Origin of the sequence: Streptomyces mutabilis, from assembly GCF_046628145.1 — a bacterium.
Lineage (GTDB): Bacteria > Actinomycetota > Actinomycetes > Streptomycetales > Streptomycetaceae > Streptomyces > Streptomyces mutabilis.
This window is the reverse complement of the sequence record NZ_CP176874.1, coordinates 2,828,286-2,844,964: the sequence shown is the minus strand read 5'-3', so window position 1 is coordinate 2,844,964 and position 16,679 is coordinate 2,828,286. Positions and strand designations below refer to the sequence as shown.

The following is a 16,679-nucleotide window of genomic DNA, read 5'->3' as shown; positions in this document are numbered from 1 at the left end:
ACGAAGCGTAAGAAGGAAGGCAGCACATGAGCAGCAACGAGACGCCCCGCGGCCCCGTCGACTCCTCCCGGATCCCGCGGTACGCGGGCCCCGCGACCTTCGCCCGGCTGCCCCGCCTGGACGAGGTCGGTACCGCCGACGTCGCCGTGGTGGGCGTGCCGTTCGACTCGGGCGTCTCCTACCGGCCGGGCGCCCGCTTCGGCGGCAACGCCATCCGCGAGGCCTCCCGCCTGCTGCGCCCGTACAACCCGGCCCAGGACGCCTCCCCCTTCGCCCTCGCCCAGGTCGCCGACGGCGGCGACATAGCCGTCAACCCGTTCAACATCAACGAGGCCGTCGAGACCGTCGAGGCCGCCGCCGACGACCTCCTGGGCACCGGGGCCCGCCTGATGACCCTCGGCGGCGACCACACCATCGCCCTGCCCCTGCTGCGTTCGGTCGCCAAGAAGCACGGCCCCGTCGCCCTGCTCCACTTCGACGCCCACCTCGACACCTGGGACACCTACTTCGGCGCCGAGTACACGCACGGCACCCCGTTCCGCCGCGCCGTCGAGGAGGGCATCCTCGACACCTCCGCCCTCTCCCACGTCGGCACCCGCGGCCCGCTGTACGGCAAGCAGGACCTCACCGACGACGAGAAGATGGGCTTCGGCATCGTCACCTCCGCCGACGTCTACCGCCGCGGCGCCGACGAGGTCGCCGACCAGCTCCGCCAGCGCATCGGCGACCGCCCGCTCTACATCTCCATCGACATCGACTGCCTGGACCCCGCCCACGCCCCCGGCACCGGCACCCCCGAGGCCGGCGGCATGACCTCCCGCGAGCTGCTGGAGATCCTGCGGGGCCTGGCGTCCTGCAACCTGGTGTCGGCCGACGTCGTCGAGGTCGCCCCGGCCTACGACCACGCGGAGATCACGTCGGTCGCCGCCTCCCACACCGCGTACGAACTGACCACGATCATGTCCCGCCAGATCGCCCAGGAGAAGGCAGCGCAGTGACCCACGACCACGACCTGGTACTCCGTCCGACCGCCGCCCAGACGGAGGCCGCGCTGAACCCTCCCCCCGGCCGCAACGGCGGAGACCTGGTCGTGGAGACCCTGGCCGCGCTCGGCGCGACCACCGTCTTCGGCCTGCCCGGCCAGCACGCCCTCGGCATGTTCGACGCCCTGCGCCGATCGGACCTGCGCTACATCGGCCTGCGGGTGGAGAACAACGCCGGTTTCGCGGCCGACGCGTACGGCCGCATCACCGGTGAGGCCGCTCCGCTGCTCCTGTCGACCGGCCCGGGGGCCCTCACCTCCCTGGCCGCCCTCCAGGAGGCACGGGCGGCCTCCGCCCCCGTACTGGCGATCAGCAGCCAGGTCCCGACGGCCGGCCTGGGCGGCGGACGCCACGGCTACCTGCACGAACTCCCCGACCAGGCCGCGTCCTTCCGCGGCGTGGTGAAGTCCGTCCACACGGTCCGCACCCAGTCGCAGATCCCGTCCGCGATCGCGGAGGCCTGGACGTCGGCGCTGACCGTCCCGCACGGCCCGGTGTGGGTGGAGATCCCGCAGGACGTCCTCCTGGCGAAGACGCCGATCCCGGTGGTGACCGGCGGCGACACCTTCCCGGAGGAGCTGCCCCCGCGCCCCGAACTGACGGCCGTCGCCGCCGACCTGCTCTCGCGCGCGGAGCGCCCCGCGATCATCGCGGGCGGCGGGGTCGTCCGGGCGGACGCGTCGAAGAAGCTCCGGCAACTGGCCGAGCGCCTCCAGGCGCCGGTCGTCACGACCTTCGGCGGCAAGGGCGCGTTCCCGTGGACGCACCCCCTGTCCCTCCAGTCCTGGCTGGAGGACCGCCACACCACGGACTTCCTGGAGGACGCCGACGTACTCCTCGTCGTCGGCTCGGGCCTCGGCGAACTCTCCTCGAACTACCACACCTTCGAGCCGCGCGGCCGGGTCGTCCAGATCGAGGCCGACCTCGGCAAACTCGAGTCCAACCACCCGGCCCTCGGCATCCACGCCGACGCCCGCCTCGCCCTCCAGGCGCTGCTGGAGACGGTGGGGGAGCGGACCGACCCGGCGGCCCCGGAGCGCGTGCGCGAGGTACTGGCCAAGGTCCGCGAGCGCATCGCGTCCCAGGAACTCACCCTGGAGCAGGACGTGCTGGCCGCCGTCCGCAAGGCCCTCCCGCCCGGCGCGCCGTCCTTCTGGGACATGACCATCCTGGCCTACTGGGCCTGGTCGGCCTTCGACGCCAAGGCCCCCAACACCATGCACTCGGCCCAGGGCGCCGGTGGCCTCGGCTACGGCTTCCCGGCGGCCCTGGGAGCCGCGGCCGCCGACCCCACCCACCCGGTGCTGGCGGTGTCCGGCGACGGCGGCGCCCTGTACTCGATCGCCGAACTGGCCACCGCCCGCCAGTACGACCTGAACGTCACCTGGCTGATCGTCGACGACGGCGGCTACGGCATCCTGCGCGAGTACATGGCCGACGCCTTCGGCGAGCCGACCGCGACGGAGCTGACCCGCCCGGATTACGTGGCGCTCGCCGAGTCGTTCGGGGTGCCGGGAGTGCGCACGTCACCGGAGACGCTGGAGGCCGACCTCGCGAAGGCCCTGGCCGCACCGGGGCCCTCGGTGGTCGTCCTCCCGGCCGTACTGCGCATGTTCGCGCCGACCCACCTGGACTGACGGCGCCGGCGCCTACCAGATCGCCTCGACCCACTCCGGGTGGTCGACGAACGGGTTGCGGTTGTGCTGGTAGTCGTCGTAGATGACCTGGTTGCGGCGCTGCTCGAAGGCGTCCGGCGGGTCCTCGTCGTTCCACTGCTTCAGCACGTCGAGCTTGCCGATGTACGGGCTGCTGCCGTTGTCCACGCTGCCGTTGACCTCGAGGTCGGCCCAGCCGTCGCCGCCCTCGTAACGGACCGCCATGTAGAAGATCATGCGGGCCACGTCGCCCTTGACGGCGTCGCGGGGTTCGAAGGAGTCGGAGTCGGTGAGGCTGCCGCCGCTGTCGGTGAAGCCGCTGCCGCCGTTGTCGAAGTCCTTGTTGCCGCGGACGCTGTTGACCCGTACGTCCTCGGGACGCAGGTGGTGGATGTCCGTGCCGGGCCCGGTCGCGGTGCCGAAGTCGCCGTGGGACTTGGCCCACACGTGCTCGCGGTTCCAGTCGCCGGTGTCCCCGCCGTTCAGGGACTTGCTGCGGGAGATTCCCGAGTAGAGCAGGATAACGTTGCCGCTGTCGGCCGGGTCCTGGTCGGTGACCTTCAGGGCGTCCCAGACCGCCGAGTACGAGAGCTTGGTCTGGTCGCTGATGATGGTGTGCAGGGAAGACTTGAGGCTGTCGCCCGTCTTGCCGACCGCGTCCTTGTAGTACGTCGAGTCGTAGTCCGATGCCGTGGTCGTCGCCGCATGGGTCGTCGCCGTGGCCGGGGTCGCCGTGGCCGAGGTCGCGGTCAGCGAGGGGGCGGCGAGGCCGGCGAGTACGACGGCCGTGGCGAGGGCCACCGCTTTCCGGCGCCGTGTGCGTATCGCGAGCATGTGGGGTGTCCGATCTACGCGTGTGGAGTGGAACGGTGATTCGAGCGTGACATGGACATGTGGGAGGTGGGGTGTACGGAGCGTGGCGATTGCGTGACGACGGCCCCCGACCGGGGTGGTCGGGGGCCGTGGCGTTACTGGTGGGGCGTCAGGTCACGTCCGAGGGGTCCAGTCGGTAGAGGCCCGACGCGCTCTCCGCCCCGGAACCGGAACCGGAATCGGAACCACCGCTTGAGGAATCGGACGTGGACGGGGCGCCGTACTCGCTCGCCTCCACGGCGGTGCCGTGCTCCCGCACCCACCGGGTCACCTCGGAGCTGGTCCCGGAACCGCCGCCCATGCCCCCGCCGACCTGGACGTAGTGCAGCTCGCCCTTCTTCACCAGCTCCTTGAGCCGGGCGAGGGTCATCGCGTTGTCGCTGCCCGACCAGCCCCACATGGAGATGACCGGTTCGCCGCTGCCGAGGATGAGCTGGGCGGCGCTCTGCGAACTGGATACGGCCAGCAGCCACTTGGCGCCGTCCTGGTGCTTCTTCAGGTAGGCGACCAACTCGGTGCTCGCGCCACCCGCGCCACCGCCTCCACCGAAGCCCCCGGCACCACCCGGCTGCCCACCCGGACCCGCGCCACCGCCGGTGGTCGCGCCGTCCTGCGGTGGCGTGCCGTTCGGAGGTGTGCCGGCCGTGTCGCCCGCGCCGCTGGGAGCCCCGCCGTTGTTACCGCCGCCCGGGAAGGTGCCCCCGCCCGGACCGCCGCGGCCCTCCTGCGACTGCCCGCCGGGGGCCTCACCGCCGGGCCCGCCGTCGCCGCCGCCCGGGCCGCCCATGCCGCCGCCCGTCGACGGCCCTGCGGTCGGGTTGGTCCCGCCCATGCCGCCGCCCGAACCGGACGGCACCGACCAGGCGTACGCCGCCGGACCCGCGACCCCGGCGACGACGGCCGCCGCCACGGACACCGCCAGCAGCCGCATCCGGCGCCCCGAGCGGAAGACGAGCAGGCCCGCGATCGCCAGCGCCATGACCACCGCGATCGTCGGCCACAGCCAGGAGTTCCAGCCGGAGGCGCGGCGCAGCAGTACGATCGCCCAGATCCCGGTGACACCGAGGGCGAGCGGCAGCACCCACACCCAGCGCCGGTCGGCCCGGAAGGCGCGCAGCAGCATGACGCCGCCGCCTCCGCACAGCGCCGCGATGCCCGGCGCGAGCGCGGTCGTGTAGTACGGGTGCATGGTGCCCTCGGCCATGCTGAACGTCAGGTAGTGCAGCACCGTCCAGCCGCCCCACAGCACCAGCGCGGCACGCGTGAGGTCGGTGCGGGGAGAGCGGCCGCACAGCACCAGGCCGCCGACGAGCGCGATGCCCGCGAAGGGGAGCAGCCAGGAGATCTGGCCGCCGAGGACGTCGTTGAACATCCGCCCGATGCCCGCGGCGCCGGAGAAGCCGCCCCCGCCGCCCCCGCCGCCACCGCCGAGCCCGCCCATGTTGCCGTCGCCGCCGAAGATCCGGCCCAGCCCGTTGTAGCCCGTGATCAGGTCCCATGCGGTGCCGTCCGTCGAACCGCCGATGTACGGCCGTTCGGAGGCCGGCACCAGGGACACCGCGGCGGCCCACCAGAAGCTGGAGACCACCAGCGCGACGGCGGCGAGCGCCAGGTTCCTGATCCGCTTCGCCCAGCCCAGGTTCGTCGCGTACACGTACACGACGAAGACCGCCGGCAGCGCGATGTAGCCCTGGAGCATCTTCGTGTTGAAGGCGAGCCCGAAGCAGACCGCCGAGCCGAGCAGGGGCAGCAGCCGCCCGTCGCGGACCGCACGCAGCCCGAGGGCCGCCCCGCCCACCATCAGGAACACCAGCAGCGTGTCCGGGTTGTTGTCCCGGTTGATGGCGACCGTGATCGGGGTCAGAGCCAGGACCAGCGCGGCGACCGTCGCCGCGCCGTGGCCCCACGCCCGCTTCACGGAGGAGTGGAGTATCCAGATCGTCGCCAGCGCGGCGGCGATCAACGGCAGCATCATCTGCCAGGTCCCGTATCCGAGGAGGCGGCAGGACAGCCCCATGACCATCAGGGCGAAGGGCGGCTTGTCGACGGTCAGGAAGTTGCCCGCGTCCAGCGAGCCGAAGAACCACGCCTTCCAGCTCTCGGTGCCGCTGAGCACGGCGGCGCTGTAGAAGCTGTTCAGCCCGGCCCCGGACAGGTTCCAGGAGTACAGCACCGCCGCGAGGGCGAGGATCGCCAACAGGGCCGGCGACGACCAGCGTGGCGTGCCGGGTGCGGGAGACGGTACGGGCGGCGGCTCGGGGGCCGCTTGCGGAGGAGCGGTGGCAGATCTCACCGCACCACCGTGACCACGGCGCTTGGGCAGGGACTGCGCACCGACTTGGGGCGAGCTGTGAATCCCGGGCGGGCTCAGTCGGCCGTCGCCCAGGGAGCGAGCAGATCGCGCAGCAACTCGGCGAAGGCTCCGTCCAGTGTGGCCTCCCACTCCCGGTCACCGACGGCTTCGGGGCACAGGGCGGCGGGACGGGCGATCCACAGGATCTTCCAGGGCCTGGAGTACAGCGACGCGTCCCTCCACACCCCGCCGTGCGGGGCGAGGGGGTGCAGGAGATCGCTGACGCGTTCCGTCGCCACCTGTACCAGGGGGCCGTCGGTCGCGGCATGCGCCCGGGGGAGCGCCGTGCGCGACGTGCGGGCGATGGCCGCGGTCGTCGGGTGCTGCCGGACGAGGCGTACGACCTGCGTCAGGTGCCGAACGATGCCGTCAACGGTGCCGTCGCTGGGGTGGGTGCGGCCCGCGTCGTTGAAGGCGTAGGCGAGTTCCACCTGAAGCGCGCGCAGGTGGAGCCTGGAGGGGGTCTTCCAGTTCGTGTAGAGGAAGTTGCGCGAGGACCCGCAGGCGCGGGCGATGGCGGTGAAGGACACGTCCAGGCCGTCCGTGCGCATGAGCTCGCGCACCGTGTTGATCACGTTCCCGATGCCGAGGGGGTTGCGGTAGTTCCAGGCGGGGGTCATGGCGACCATGGTCGGGAAAAAGTGTGAGCACTTGGTGGGGAAGTGTCATCGGGGCGCTCAAATGAACGACTTGAGGACAGATCGGGGCTGAGTGTTCACGCTTTGGAGGGAGGGGGGGCTTCCTTGAGGGTCCTGATGAACGACCTCCAGCCGGCCGCCGAGAAGACCAACGCGGGGCCCGTGGGAGCCTTCGAGTCTCGGACGGGTATCCCCCCAGGGTGACTGTCCACCACCTCCAGACAGCTGCCGCCCTGGTCATTGCTGTGCGAGGACTTGCGCCAGCCCGTCAGAGTCGCGGCGTTGCGTATGGTCCGGTCAGTCATGGCCTTCGTAGCCCCTTGCTGTCGCTGTGAGCAGAGCCAGCGTCTCCTTGAGTGGCAGGGCATTGCCCAGTGCGAAATCGTAGCGATGTTGCAGTTCCTGCACGACGGACGGGGCGTCGTGCAGCATGCCCATGTGCAGGCCTTCGGCGTAGGCCACGGGCGGTTGGTCCTCGAACCACATCAGGGTGAGCATGTTGCTCAACAGTGGGTGGGTGCCCAGCGCGAAGGGCAGCACATGCACTTGAATCCGGCCGCCTTCGGCGAGGCGAACGAGGTGGCCCAACTGCTCCGCCATGACGCGCCGTCCGCCGATCCGGCGATGGAGCACGGCTTCGTCGAGCAGTGCCCACACCACGGGCGTGACGGGATCGTCGAGAACTTTCGCACGCTCGAGGCGTGTGACAAGGCGTCTGTCACGCTCCTCTTCACCGATGCGAGGGAAAGCCGTGCTCAGAACCGCACGCGCGTACCCCTCGGTCTGGAGGATGCCCGGTACGAAGGACAGCGCGAACTCCCGGATCATCACCGCCTGCGACTCCAGTTGCCGCGCCGCCTCGAAGTAGTCCGCGACCGCCGCGTCCTCCTCCGGGAGGAAGCTGCTCAGCACGTTCCCCGTGTTCAGGGCCCGGTCCAGTCGCCGCGCGTCCTCCTTCGACGGCACCCGGCGCCCGGCCTCGATGTGCGCGATGTGCGACCGCGTCATGATGGCCATGTCGGCCAACTGCTGCTGCGTCAGGTCGGCCGCTTCGCGCTGCTGCTTGAGCCAGTCGCCGTAGATGTTGCTCATCCGTTCGACTCCCGTGTGACAAAGGCGCCGTCACATCCGCACCCTGGCGAGCCTAGCTCCGGCCGTCTCACTCTGTACGCGCATCGCTACGGAAAGCGAGGCCCCCGCGACCGTGGCACCGGCCCGGGGGCATGGCCACCGACCACTACGGAGTCGACAACATGCGTCACCGTATCGCCCGGAACCGCGACCCCCGTCCGGCCCGGCTGCTGCCCTGGGCGAGCCCCGAGGGCAAGCCCTGCTATCTGCTGACCGACGGCGACGGTCCGGTCTCCCGGATCGCCGACGTCGTCGAGACCACCCACCTGGACATGGCGGAGGACCTGCTCGACCACGCCGCCGTCCTGCTCGCCGACGCCCGGACGACACCCGAGCAACTCCGGTTCCTGCTGACCCGCATGAGCGAGGCGCTGAGGGACGTCCACCGCGTCGCGCTGAGCCGAGGGACGCGGATGCGCTGAGGGCCGAGACGTCACTCGACCAGTTCGGGAAAGGCCTCCTTGAACTCGGCGAGTTGAGCGCGGTAGCCGGCGTTGAACTCGGCCAGTGCGCGCTCGCCGAGGTTCTTCTCCAGGGCTACTCCCTGCCTGGGCACCAGGGCGGGTACGGCGCGGAACACCTCGCCGGCGGCCTTCGCGTGCCGGCCGTTCTGAACGGCGGCCACGAGGTCCTTGAAGAGGTCCAACTCCAGGGCCCGGATGCGTTTGCGCGGACTGTCCTGCCCTTCGAGCCTCTCCTCGGCGACCGGCTTCGGCCCGGAGGGCGCGGTGAGGAACCTCAGCACCCGCATCGTCGCGTACAGCCGCCCGGCCAGCTTGTGACCGCTCTCGTTCTGTTCTGCCACGGTTCATTACTTGCCATTTCGACGCCCCCGCATCCCACCCTTCGAGCAGCGGTCAACTCCCGTCCACTCCCCGGCCCTAACCTGACGCCCATGCGCCCGAGAATCCTCCGCACCGTCCTCGCCACCCTCACCGCGAGCCTCGCGGCGGCCGGCTGCCTGACCGCCGCCGCGCCGGCCACCGCCGCGCAGGAACGGCCGCCGAGGAACGCCTGCTCGCCCGCCGTCTCCCTCACCGGCTTCTCCGACGCCCTGGACAAGACCACCCACGCCGGAACCTACGTCGGCAACCTGTCGGCGCTGGCCGAAGACCGGCGCGGTGCGGTCGCCGCCCTCTCCGACCGTTCCGCCCTCTTCCGGCTGGACGCGCGCACGCTGAAGCCGCGGGACGTCATCCCGCTCGCCGACGAGAACGGCGCCGCGCTCGACTCCGAGGGCCTGGTCGTCGACCGGGACGGCACCTACCTCGTCTCCTCCGAGACCGAGCCGTCCGTCCGCCGCTACTCCCGCACCGGCGAGATCCTCGACCGCCTCCCCGTGCCGGACGCCCTGCGCACCGCACCCGCGGGCCGCGCCCGGGCCAACGGCAGCTTCGAGGGGCTGACCCTCCTCCCCGGCGGCCGGACCCTCATCGCCGCCATGGAGTACCCGCTCGCCGGCGACCCCGCCGACGTCGTCCGCTTCCAGACCTGGCGGCGGACCGGGCACGGCGACTTCCGGCTCGGTGCCCAGTACACGTACCGGACGGACACCGGCCTCGGCGTCCCCGAGGTCACCGCGACCCCCGACGGCCGTCTCCTCGTCCTGGAACGCGGCTTCACCTCCGGCGTCGGCAACACGGTCCGCCTCTACCTGACCGACCGGCCCGGCGGCACCGCACTCGGCAAGACCCTCCTCGCCGACCTGGCCGACTGCCCCTCCCTCGGCGCCACCGCGAAGCAGCCCCAGCCCAACCCGCTCCTCGACAACATCGAGGGCATGACCGTGACCGGCCGCACGAAGGGCCGCCTGGACGTCCTCCTGGTCAGCGACGACAACCAGAACGCCGTCCAGACGACCCGTTTCTACGCGCTGCGCCTGCGCCTCAGCTGAGCAGTTTCCGGTGGGCGAGCTCGTACTCCAGCTTCTGGGTGCCGTACCCGCGCAGGAAGTCGGTCTGCTGCGCTTCGCCCAGCGTGGCGGGCGGCGCTTCGGCGGCCGGGTGGGAGTCCGCGAGCGCCCGGAACACCTCGGCCGCGGCGTCCGCGTACGCCGGGCCCCGTCGCTTGGCCTTGCCCAGGTGCCCGTAGGCCTTCACCCTCTGGTCACCGAACGCTGTCAGCGGCTTCCTGGCCGCGTTGTCGCGCGCCGCGTCCAGCTTGCCGTCCTCGCCGGCGAGAACACGCAGCGTGTGCAGACCCGCGTAGAACTGTCCCCATCGATAGGCGTCGCTGTCCGCCATGGCTCCCCTCCCCTGCCCGGCCCCACCGGGCTCCACGTGCCTCTGACTACCCGGGCCGGGCGCGGCGTGAACTTTGTTGCGGCGGGATGAAATCCCCGCTCGCCCGCGTTGGTGCCTTCCGGTAGATCAGGTGAGCAGGACGAGCGGACGAACGACCGGAGGGCACGCGTGGACGCGCAACGGGGATGGGCACGACGACTGGCGGGGTATGCCTGGCGCCACCCCAAGGACGTCGTCCTCGCCCTCGGCGCCTCCCTGGGCGGCATGGCCGTCATGGCTCTGGTCCCGCTGATCACCAAGGTGATCATCGACGACGTGATCGGCGCCAAGACCAGGGACATGGCCGTCTGGGCCGGTCTCCTGATCGGCGCGGCCGTCGTCGTGTACGTCCTGACCTACATCCGGCGCTACTACGGCGGCCGGCTCGCCCTGGACGTGCAGCACGACCTGCGCACCGACATGTACGGGACGATCACCCGGCTCGACGGGCGGCGACAGGACGAGCTTTCCACGGGGCAGGTGGTCGGGAGGGCGACCAGCGACCTCCAGCTGATCCAGAGCCTGCTCTTCATGCTCCCCATGACCATCGGGAACGTCCTGCTCTTCCTGATCTCGCTCGTGATCATGGCGTGGCTGTCCCCGCCGCTCACCCTGGTCGCGCTGGCCGTGGCGCCCGCGCTGTGGTTCATCGCCCGCCGCAGCCGCACCCGCCTGCACCCCGCCACCTGGTACGCGCAGGCGCAGGCCGCAGCCGTCGCCGGTGTGGTCGACGGCTCGGTGAGCGGCGTACGCGTGGTGAAGGGCTTCGGGCAGGAGGAGCAGGAGACCGGGAAGCTCAGGGAGGTCGGGCGCAGGCTCTTCGCCGGGCGGCTGCGGACGATCAAGCTGAACGCCACGTACACCCCCGCTCTCCAGGCCGTCCCCGCCCTCGGCCAGGTCGCCATGCTCGCCCTCGGCGGCTGGCTGGCCGTCCGGGGGAACATCACGCTGGGCACCTTCGTCGCCTTCTCCACCTACCTGGCCCAGCTCGTCGGCCCGGTCCGCATGCTCGCCATGGTCCTCACCGTCGGCCAGCAGGCCCGCGCCGGCACCGAACGCGTGCTGGAGCTGATCGACACGGAGCCGGCGATCGAGGACGGCACCAAGGAGCTGCCCGCCGACGCTCCCGCCACCGTCGAGTTCGACGACGTGTCCTTCGGTTACGCGACCGGTGACGGGGAGAGCACCCCCGTCCTCGACGGCCTCTCCTTCGAGATCCGGCCCGGAGAGACCCTCGCCGTCGTCGGCTCCTCCGGTTCCGGCAAGTCCACGGTCTCCCTGCTGCTGCCGCGCTTCTACGACGTGACGCGGGGCGCCGTCCTCGTCGGCGGCCACGACGTGCGCGAGCTGACCCTCGACTCGCTGCGGGCCGCCATCGCGCTGGTGCCCGAGGACTCCTTCCTCTTCTCGGACACCGTGCGCGCCAACATCGCCTACGGCCGCCCGGACGCCACCGACGAGGAGATCGAGGCCGCCGCCCGTGCCGCGCAGGCGCACGGATTCATCTCCGAGCTGCCCGAGGGCTACGGCACCACCGTCGGCGAGCACGGCCTGACCCTCTCCGGCGGCCAGCGCCAGCGCGTCGCCCTCGCCCGCGCCATCCTCACCGACCCCAGGCTGCTGGTCCTCGACGACGCCACGTCCGCCGTGGACGCGCGCGTCGAGCACGAGATCCACGAGGCGCTGAAGGAGGTCATGCGGGACCGCACCACGCTGCTGATCGCCCACCGCCGCTCCACCCTCGGGCTCGCCGACCGAATCGCCGTCCTGGACCGGGGCCGGCTCGCCGACCTCGGCACCCACGAGGAGCTCCAGGAGCGCTCCGCGCTCTACCGGCGCCTGCTGACCGACCCCGACGAACTGGGCGGGGTGTCGCCGGGGCACGCCCGGCCCGCCGCGCCCGCCGAGGACACCTCCGTCCGCGACGAGCTGGACGCCGAGTTCGACGCCGAGCGCGGCGTCACCCCGCGCCTGTGGACGGGCGACCGCACACCGAAGGACACCGCCCTCTCCGGCACCCCGGCCACCCCGGAACTGCTCGCCCAGGTCGACGCGCTGCCCCCGGCCGACGGGACCCCGGACGTGGACGAGGCACGGGCCGTGCAGCCGGAGGAGTCGTACGGCCTGCGCCGCCTGCTGCGCGGCTTCGGCGCCCCGCTGCTGATCAGCCTCGCCCTGGTCGCGGTGGACGCCGGCATGGGACTGCTGCTGCCGGTCCTGATCCGGCACGGCATCGACGAGGGCGTCACCCAGCTCGCCCTCGGCGCGGTCTGGGCGGCCTCGCTGCTGGGCCTGCTGGCGGTGCTCGCCCAGTGGACGGCGCAGACCGGCGAGATCCGCATGACCGGGCGGACCGGGGAGCGGATCCTGTACTCGCTCCGGCTGAAGATCTTCGCCCAGCTCCAGCGGCTCGGCCTGGACTACTACGAGCGCGAGCTGACCGGCCGGATCATGACCCGGATGACGACGGACGTGGACGCGCTGTCGACGTTCCTGCAGACGGGGCTGGTCACCGCCTTCGTCTCGGTCGTCACCTTCTTCGGCATCATGGTCGCCCTGCTGGTGATCGACGTGCAGCTCGCGATGGTCGTCTTCGCGACGCTGCCCCCGCTGATCATCGCCACGTACTTCTTCCGCAGGGCCAGCGTGAAGGCGTACGAGCTGGCCCGCGAGCGGGTGTCCACGGTCAACGCCGACCTCCAGGAGTCGGTGGCCGGGCTGCGGATCGTGCAGGCGTTCCGGCGCGAGCACGACGGCGGGCGGCGGTTCGCCGAGCGCAGCGACAGCTACCGGCAGGCCCGCATCCGGGGACAGTGGCTGATCTCGGTCTACTTCCCGTTCGTGCAGCTGCTGTCCTCCGCGGCGGCCGCGGCCGTGCTGATCGTCGGCGGTGCGCGGATCGACGACGCGACGCTGACGACGGGCGCGCTGGTGGCGTACCTGCTCTACATCGACCTGTTCTTCGCACCCGTCCAGCAGCTCTCCCAGGTCTTCGACGGCTACCAGCAGGCGTCCGTCTCCCTCGGCCGCATCCAGGAACTGCTGCGGGAGCCGACCTCCACCCGGGCCGCCGAGAAGCCGTCCGAGGTCACGTCCCTGCGCGGTGAGATCGCCTTCGAGGGCGTGCGCTTCTCGTACGGGGACGAGGAGGAGGCCCTGACCGGCATCGACCTGAGCATCCCCGCCGGGCAGACCGTCGCGTTCGTCGGCGAGACCGGTGCCGGCAAGTCGACCCTGGTGAAGCTGGTGGCCCGCTTCTACGACCCGACGGGCGGCCGGGTCACGGTCGACGGGCGGGACCTGCGCGACCTCGACCTCACCTCCTACCGGCACCGGCTCGGCGTCGTCCCGCAGGAGGCGTACCTCTTCCCCGGCACCGTACGGGACGCCATCGCCTACGGACGGCCGGGCGCCACCGACGCCGAGGTGGAGGCGGCGGCGCGGGCGGTCGGCGCCCACGAGATGATCGCCCGGCTCACGGGCGGCTACCTCCACGAGGTCGCCGAGCGGGGCCGCAACCTCTCCGCCGGACAGCGCCAGCTGATCGCGCTGGCCCGCGCCGAACTGGTCGACCCGGACGTGCTGCTCCTCGACGAGGCGACGGCGGCCCTGGACCTGGCCACGGAGGCACAGGTCAACCAGGCCACCGACCGCATCGCGGGCCGCCGCACCACGCTCGTCGTCGCGCACCGGCTGACCACGGCCGCCCGCGCGGACCGCGTCGTCGTCATGGACCACGGGCGGGTCACCGAGGACGGCACGCACGACGAGCTGCTGGCGCTCGGCGGGCGGTACGCGCGACTGTGGCGCACCTTCGTCGGCGCGCCCGGACCGGAGGAACCGGTCGGGGCCGTGCACTGACGCCCGCGCAACCGTGCGACAGGTGCCGTGCGTCCGTACATCCGTACGACGGGGATCGTCGTGCGGAGGGGACGGAGGGGACGCGGTGGGCGAGGGTGGTGCACGGACACGCCGGCGGCTGGCGCTCGGCACGGCCGTGCTGACGGCGACCGGGCTGCTGGCCGTGGCGGTGCCGCAGCAGGCGCAGGCCGCCGCGGCGTGCCCGGGCCGCAAGGTCCGGGCACTGCACTTCGCCACCGGCTCGGTCCTGGTCTACAAGCGCGACGGTTACGTCTGCGCCGTCACCGTCCCGAAGAAGCCCGGCACCAAGCGGCAGATGTCCGTCAGCGTGCAGGCGCGCGGCGACCGGCCGGTCGTGGACTCGGGACGGTTCGCCTACCGGGCGGGGCCGGTGACCGTGTACGTCGGGAAACGCTGCGTGTGGCTGAGGGGCACGGTCTCCGGACGGTCCGTCAGCTCCGGCTGGACCCTGTGCTGAGAGAGCCGCCGCGGCCACCGCCGCCGGCCATTTCCCCATCTCCCCTGGTGCACGGGTGACTTGCTCCGATAGCTTCCGGCGCACATCTGTTTCACAGGGAGGGTGCATGCGCAAGGCGCTCAGATGGCTGCTGGCGCTCGTGGTGCTCATAGGCACCGTCAGCACGGCGGGCGCGGCCACCGCCGCCGAGCCGAAGGCCGTCGACATCAAGGATCGGCTGCTGTCCGTACCGGGCATGAGCCTGATCGAGGAGAAGCCGTACACCGGCTACCGCTTCTTCGTCCTCAACTACACCCAGCCGGTCGACCACCGGCGCCCGTCCAAGGGCACGTTCCAGCAGCGGATCACCGTGCTGCACAAGGACGTGAGCCGCCCGACGGTCTTCTACACCGGCGGCTACAACGTCTCCACGAACCCCAGCCGCCGCGAGCCGACCCAGATCGTGGACGGCAACCAGGTCTCCATGGAGTACCGCTACTTCACCCCGTCCCGGCCCGAGCCCGCCGACTGGTCGAAGCTGGACATCTGGCAGGCGGCCAGCGACCAGCACCGCATCTTCCAGGCCCTCAAGCCGATCTACTCCGAGAACTGGATCTCCACCGGCGGCTCCAAGGGCGGCATGACCGCCACCTACTACGAGCGCTTCTACCCGCGCGACATGGACGGCGTCGTCGCCTACGTCGCCCCCAACGACGTCGTCAACCGCGAGGACTCGGCCTACGACCGCTTCTTCGCCCGCGTCGGCACCGAGGAGTGCCGCGACCGGCTGAACGGCGTGCAGCGCGAGGCCCTGGTGCGCCGGGCGCCGCTGAAGGAGAAGTACGAGGCGTACGCGGCCGAGAACGGGTACACCTTCGACACCATCGGCAGCCTCGACCGCGCCTACGAGGCCGTCGTCCTGGACTACGTCTGGGGCTTCTGGCAGTACAGCACCGTGAAGGACTGCGCGGGCATCCCGGCCGACGCGAAGAACGCGACGGACGACGAGATCTGGAACTCCGTCGACACGATCTCCGGCTTCTCCTTCTACACGGACCAGGGGCTCGCCCCGTACACGCCGTACTACTACCAGGCGGGCACGCAGCTGGGCGCGCCGACGATCCACTTCCCGCACATCGAGAAGAAGTACATCCGCTACGGCTACCAGCCGCCGCGCAACTTCGTGCCGCGTGACATCGACATGCGGTTCCAGCCGTGGGCGATGCGGGACGTCGACACCTGGGTGAAGCACAACGCCCGGCACATGCTGTTCGTGTACGGCGAGAACGACCCGTGGGGTGCCGAGCCCTTCCGTCTGGGCCACGGCGCGCGCGACTCCTACGTCCTCACCGCGCCCGGGATGAACCACGGCGCCAACGTCGCCGGCCTGGTGCCCGAGGAGAAGGCCCTCGCCATGGCCCGCATCCTCGACTGGGCGGGCGTGGCCTCCGAGAAGGTCCAGGAGAACCCGTCGGCGGCCCGGCCGCTGGCGACGTTCGACGCCAAGCTGGACAAGCGTGACGTCCAGCGGGAGCCGGCGCTGCGCCCGTAGGACGGTGGTTGTGCCCGGCCGGTCGGGTGTGAGCCCCTGAGACGCTCACAGCGGCCGGGCGCAGCCCACGGGGCGTTCGCCGCCGAGGCGGACGTAGAGCCCGGTCGAGGCGGGGCAGTCCGCCCGCGCGGCCACCGCCTCGACCACCTTGAACTGGGGTTCCTTCTTCCCCGTGCCGTCGCAGGCGGTCTCGCGGACCTTGCCGCCGCCGGCGTCGTAGACGCAGTCGCCGACGATGGTGCGCGGGCCGCCCCCGCCACCCGGGTCGCCGGGGTGCGGCGGCTGAAGACTGCGCATGCAGGCGTAGCCCTGGGGCACGGCTCCGTCGCCGTCCTCGTCGGCGGAGGGGCGCTGCTCGCTGATGTGCAGGACGAAGTCGGTGGTCGCGGGGCACGGCGGCCCGTCGGCCGCGCGTCCGTCCTCGCGGGCCACGACCCGGGCGGCGGCCCGTTCGCTGGAGCACGGCACCTCGGTGAAGCTGACCGTCCCGAACGAGCTGCACTCGTCGATCGCGAGGAACACCGCCCCGTACCCGGAGGGCCGTCCGGCGGCCGGGCCCGACGCGGTGTCCCCGCCGGGCGGCCCGTCGCCCCGCGCGGTGCCGCCGCTCCCGTCCGTGGCGCCGCCCGCCAGACCGCCGGACGGGCTCTGGCAACCCGTCAGCAGCACGGCGCACAACGCCGACAGGGCGCACAGCACCCGTACAGCCGATCTCGCACGCATCGCCATCCCCCCGGATCCCCCGTCCAGCGTGACCCGCCGCAGCGGGGCACGCCAGACGCGCGGGGTGCATTGCGCACGGGTGACGGGGGCGCCCCCGGCGCGTGGCGTAGG

At 71.9% G+C, this 16,679-nt stretch carries 15 protein-coding genes; 7 read left to right on the top strand and 8 right to left on the bottom strand.

Annotated elements, in window-relative coordinates; all coding sequences use genetic code 11:
* Positions 1-26 precede the first annotated feature (26 nt).
* Positions 27-998: an agmatinase gene (gene speB / locus ACLIN4_RS12605; protein WP_100047064.1), complete on the top strand. Its 972-nt coding sequence runs from the start codon at positions 27-29 to the stop codon at positions 996-998.
* On the top strand, positions 995-2,680 hold the full coding sequence (locus ACLIN4_RS12600) for a thiamine pyrophosphate-binding protein (RefSeq protein ID WP_289903123.1): 1,686 nt from the start codon (positions 995-997) through the stop codon (positions 2,678-2,680). Before speB ends, ACLIN4_RS12600 begins: the two co-directional genes overlap by 4 nt.
* 12 nt (positions 2,681-2,692) lie before the next feature.
* Here ACLIN4_RS12600 and ACLIN4_RS12595 read toward each other — a convergent pair whose 3' ends face one another.
* The 5 genes from ACLIN4_RS12595 to ACLIN4_RS12575 form a co-directional block, all read right to left on the bottom strand.
* Positions 2,693-3,532: an endonuclease I family protein gene (locus ACLIN4_RS12595; RefSeq protein ID WP_107479381.1), complete on the bottom strand. Its 840-nt coding sequence runs from the start codon at positions 3,530-3,532 to the stop codon at positions 2,693-2,695.
* A 148-nt stretch (positions 3,533-3,680) separates the two neighbouring features.
* Entirely contained in the window at positions 3,681-5,864 is a 2,184-nt protein-coding gene (locus tag ACLIN4_RS12590; protein WP_411575785.1) for an ArnT family glycosyltransferase, read from the bottom strand.
* A gap of 74 nt (positions 5,865-5,938) precedes the next feature.
* Positions 5,939-6,544, bottom strand: coding sequence for a hypothetical protein (locus ACLIN4_RS12585; protein ID WP_381943269.1), 606 nt, complete (start codon positions 6,542-6,544; stop codon positions 5,939-5,941).
* Positions 6,545-6,639: 95 nt separating this feature from the next.
* Positions 6,640-6,867 (bottom strand): DUF397 domain-containing protein, encoded by a 228-nt coding sequence (locus tag ACLIN4_RS12580; protein WP_107479382.1) that lies wholly within the window; start codon positions 6,865-6,867, stop codon positions 6,640-6,642.
* Positions 6,860-7,654: a helix-turn-helix domain-containing protein gene (locus tag ACLIN4_RS12575; RefSeq protein ID WP_107479383.1), complete on the bottom strand. Its 795-nt coding sequence runs from the start codon at positions 7,652-7,654 to the stop codon at positions 6,860-6,862. The genes ACLIN4_RS12580 and ACLIN4_RS12575 overlap by 8 nt, the downstream gene beginning before the upstream one ends.
* 161 nt (positions 7,655-7,815) lie before the next feature.
* On the opposite strand from ACLIN4_RS12575, the gene ACLIN4_RS12570 reads away from it, so the two are divergent.
* Positions 7,816-8,115 (top strand): hypothetical protein, encoded by a 300-nt coding sequence (locus tag ACLIN4_RS12570; protein ID WP_289903129.1) that lies wholly within the window; start codon positions 7,816-7,818, stop codon positions 8,113-8,115.
* A gap of 11 nt (positions 8,116-8,126) precedes the next feature.
* On the opposite strand, the gene ACLIN4_RS12565 is transcribed toward ACLIN4_RS12570, so the two are convergent.
* Entirely contained in the window at positions 8,127-8,498 is a 372-nt protein-coding gene (locus ACLIN4_RS12565) for a hypothetical protein (RefSeq protein WP_107479384.1), read from the bottom strand.
* A 90-nt stretch (positions 8,499-8,588) separates the two neighbouring features.
* Here ACLIN4_RS12565 and ACLIN4_RS12560 point away from each other — a divergent pair, with 90 nt between their 5' ends.
* Complete coding sequence (locus ACLIN4_RS12560; protein WP_289903130.1) at positions 8,589-9,587, top strand: esterase-like activity of phytase family protein; 999 nt, start codon at positions 8,589-8,591, stop codon at positions 9,585-9,587.
* Here ACLIN4_RS12560 and ACLIN4_RS12555 read toward each other — a convergent pair.
* Entirely contained in the window at positions 9,580-9,936 is a 357-nt protein-coding gene (locus ACLIN4_RS12555; protein ID WP_107479386.1) for a hypothetical protein, read from the bottom strand. The two genes, ACLIN4_RS12560 and ACLIN4_RS12555, sit on opposite strands and share 8 nt — an antisense overlap.
* 168 nt (positions 9,937-10,104) lie before the next feature.
* Here ACLIN4_RS12555 and ACLIN4_RS12550 point away from each other — a divergent pair, with 168 nt between their 5' ends.
* From ACLIN4_RS12550 to ACLIN4_RS12540, 3 genes are all read left to right on the top strand, one after another.
* Positions 10,105-13,836 carry an ABC transporter ATP-binding protein gene (locus tag ACLIN4_RS12550; protein ID WP_411575784.1) on the top strand — a complete coding sequence of 1,244 codons (3,732 nt, stop codon included), beginning with the start codon at positions 10,105-10,107 and terminating at the stop codon, positions 13,834-13,836.
* Positions 13,837-13,921: 85 nt separating this feature from the next.
* Positions 13,922-14,314 (top strand): hypothetical protein, encoded by a 393-nt coding sequence (locus tag ACLIN4_RS12545; protein WP_100045962.1) that lies wholly within the window; start codon positions 13,922-13,924, stop codon positions 14,312-14,314.
* 106 nt (positions 14,315-14,420) lie between these two features.
* Positions 14,421-15,845 carry a S28 family serine protease gene (locus ACLIN4_RS12540; RefSeq protein WP_411575783.1) on the top strand — a complete coding sequence of 475 codons (1,425 nt, stop codon included), beginning with the start codon at positions 14,421-14,423 and terminating at the stop codon, positions 15,843-15,845.
* Between the two features lie 45 nt (positions 15,846-15,890).
* Here ACLIN4_RS12540 and ACLIN4_RS12535 read toward each other — a convergent pair whose 3' ends face one another.
* A complete protein-coding gene (locus ACLIN4_RS12535; protein WP_289903133.1) occupies positions 15,891-16,568 on the bottom strand; it encodes a hypothetical protein in 678 nt (225 codons plus the stop codon).
* Positions 16,569-16,679 lie beyond the last annotated feature (111 nt).

Coding starts and splice junctions, on each gene's coding strand:
- ACLIN4_RS12595 (WP_107479381.1), bottom strand. CDS start 3,532: ATGCTCGCGATACGCACACGGCGCCGGAAAGCGGTGGCCCTCGCCACG.
- ACLIN4_RS12575 (WP_107479383.1), bottom strand. CDS start 7,654: ATGAGCAACATCTACGGCGACTGGCTCAAGCAGCAGCGCGAAGCGGCC.
- ACLIN4_RS12585 (WP_381943269.1), bottom strand. CDS start 6,544: ATGACCCCCGCCTGGAACTACCGCAACCCCCTCGGCATCGGGAACGTG.
- ACLIN4_RS12540 (WP_411575783.1), top strand. CDS start 14,421: ATGCGCAAGGCGCTCAGATGGCTGCTGGCGCTCGTGGTGCTCATAGGC.
- ACLIN4_RS12570 (WP_289903129.1), top strand. CDS start 7,816: ATGCGTCACCGTATCGCCCGGAACCGCGACCCCCGTCCGGCCCGGCTG.
- speB (WP_100047064.1), top strand. CDS start 27: ATGAGCAGCAACGAGACGCCCCGCGGCCCCGTCGACTCCTCCCGGATC.
- ACLIN4_RS12580 (WP_107479382.1), bottom strand. CDS start 6,867: ATGACTGACCGGACCATACGCAACGCCGCGACTCTGACGGGCTGGCGC.
- ACLIN4_RS12535 (WP_289903133.1), bottom strand. CDS start 16,568: ATGCGTGCGAGATCGGCTGTACGGGTGCTGTGCGCCCTGTCGGCGTTG.
- ACLIN4_RS12560 (WP_289903130.1), top strand. CDS start 8,589: ATGCGCCCGAGAATCCTCCGCACCGTCCTCGCCACCCTCACCGCGAGC.
- ACLIN4_RS12555 (WP_107479386.1), bottom strand. CDS start 9,936: ATGGCGGACAGCGACGCCTATCGATGGGGACAGTTCTACGCGGGTCTG.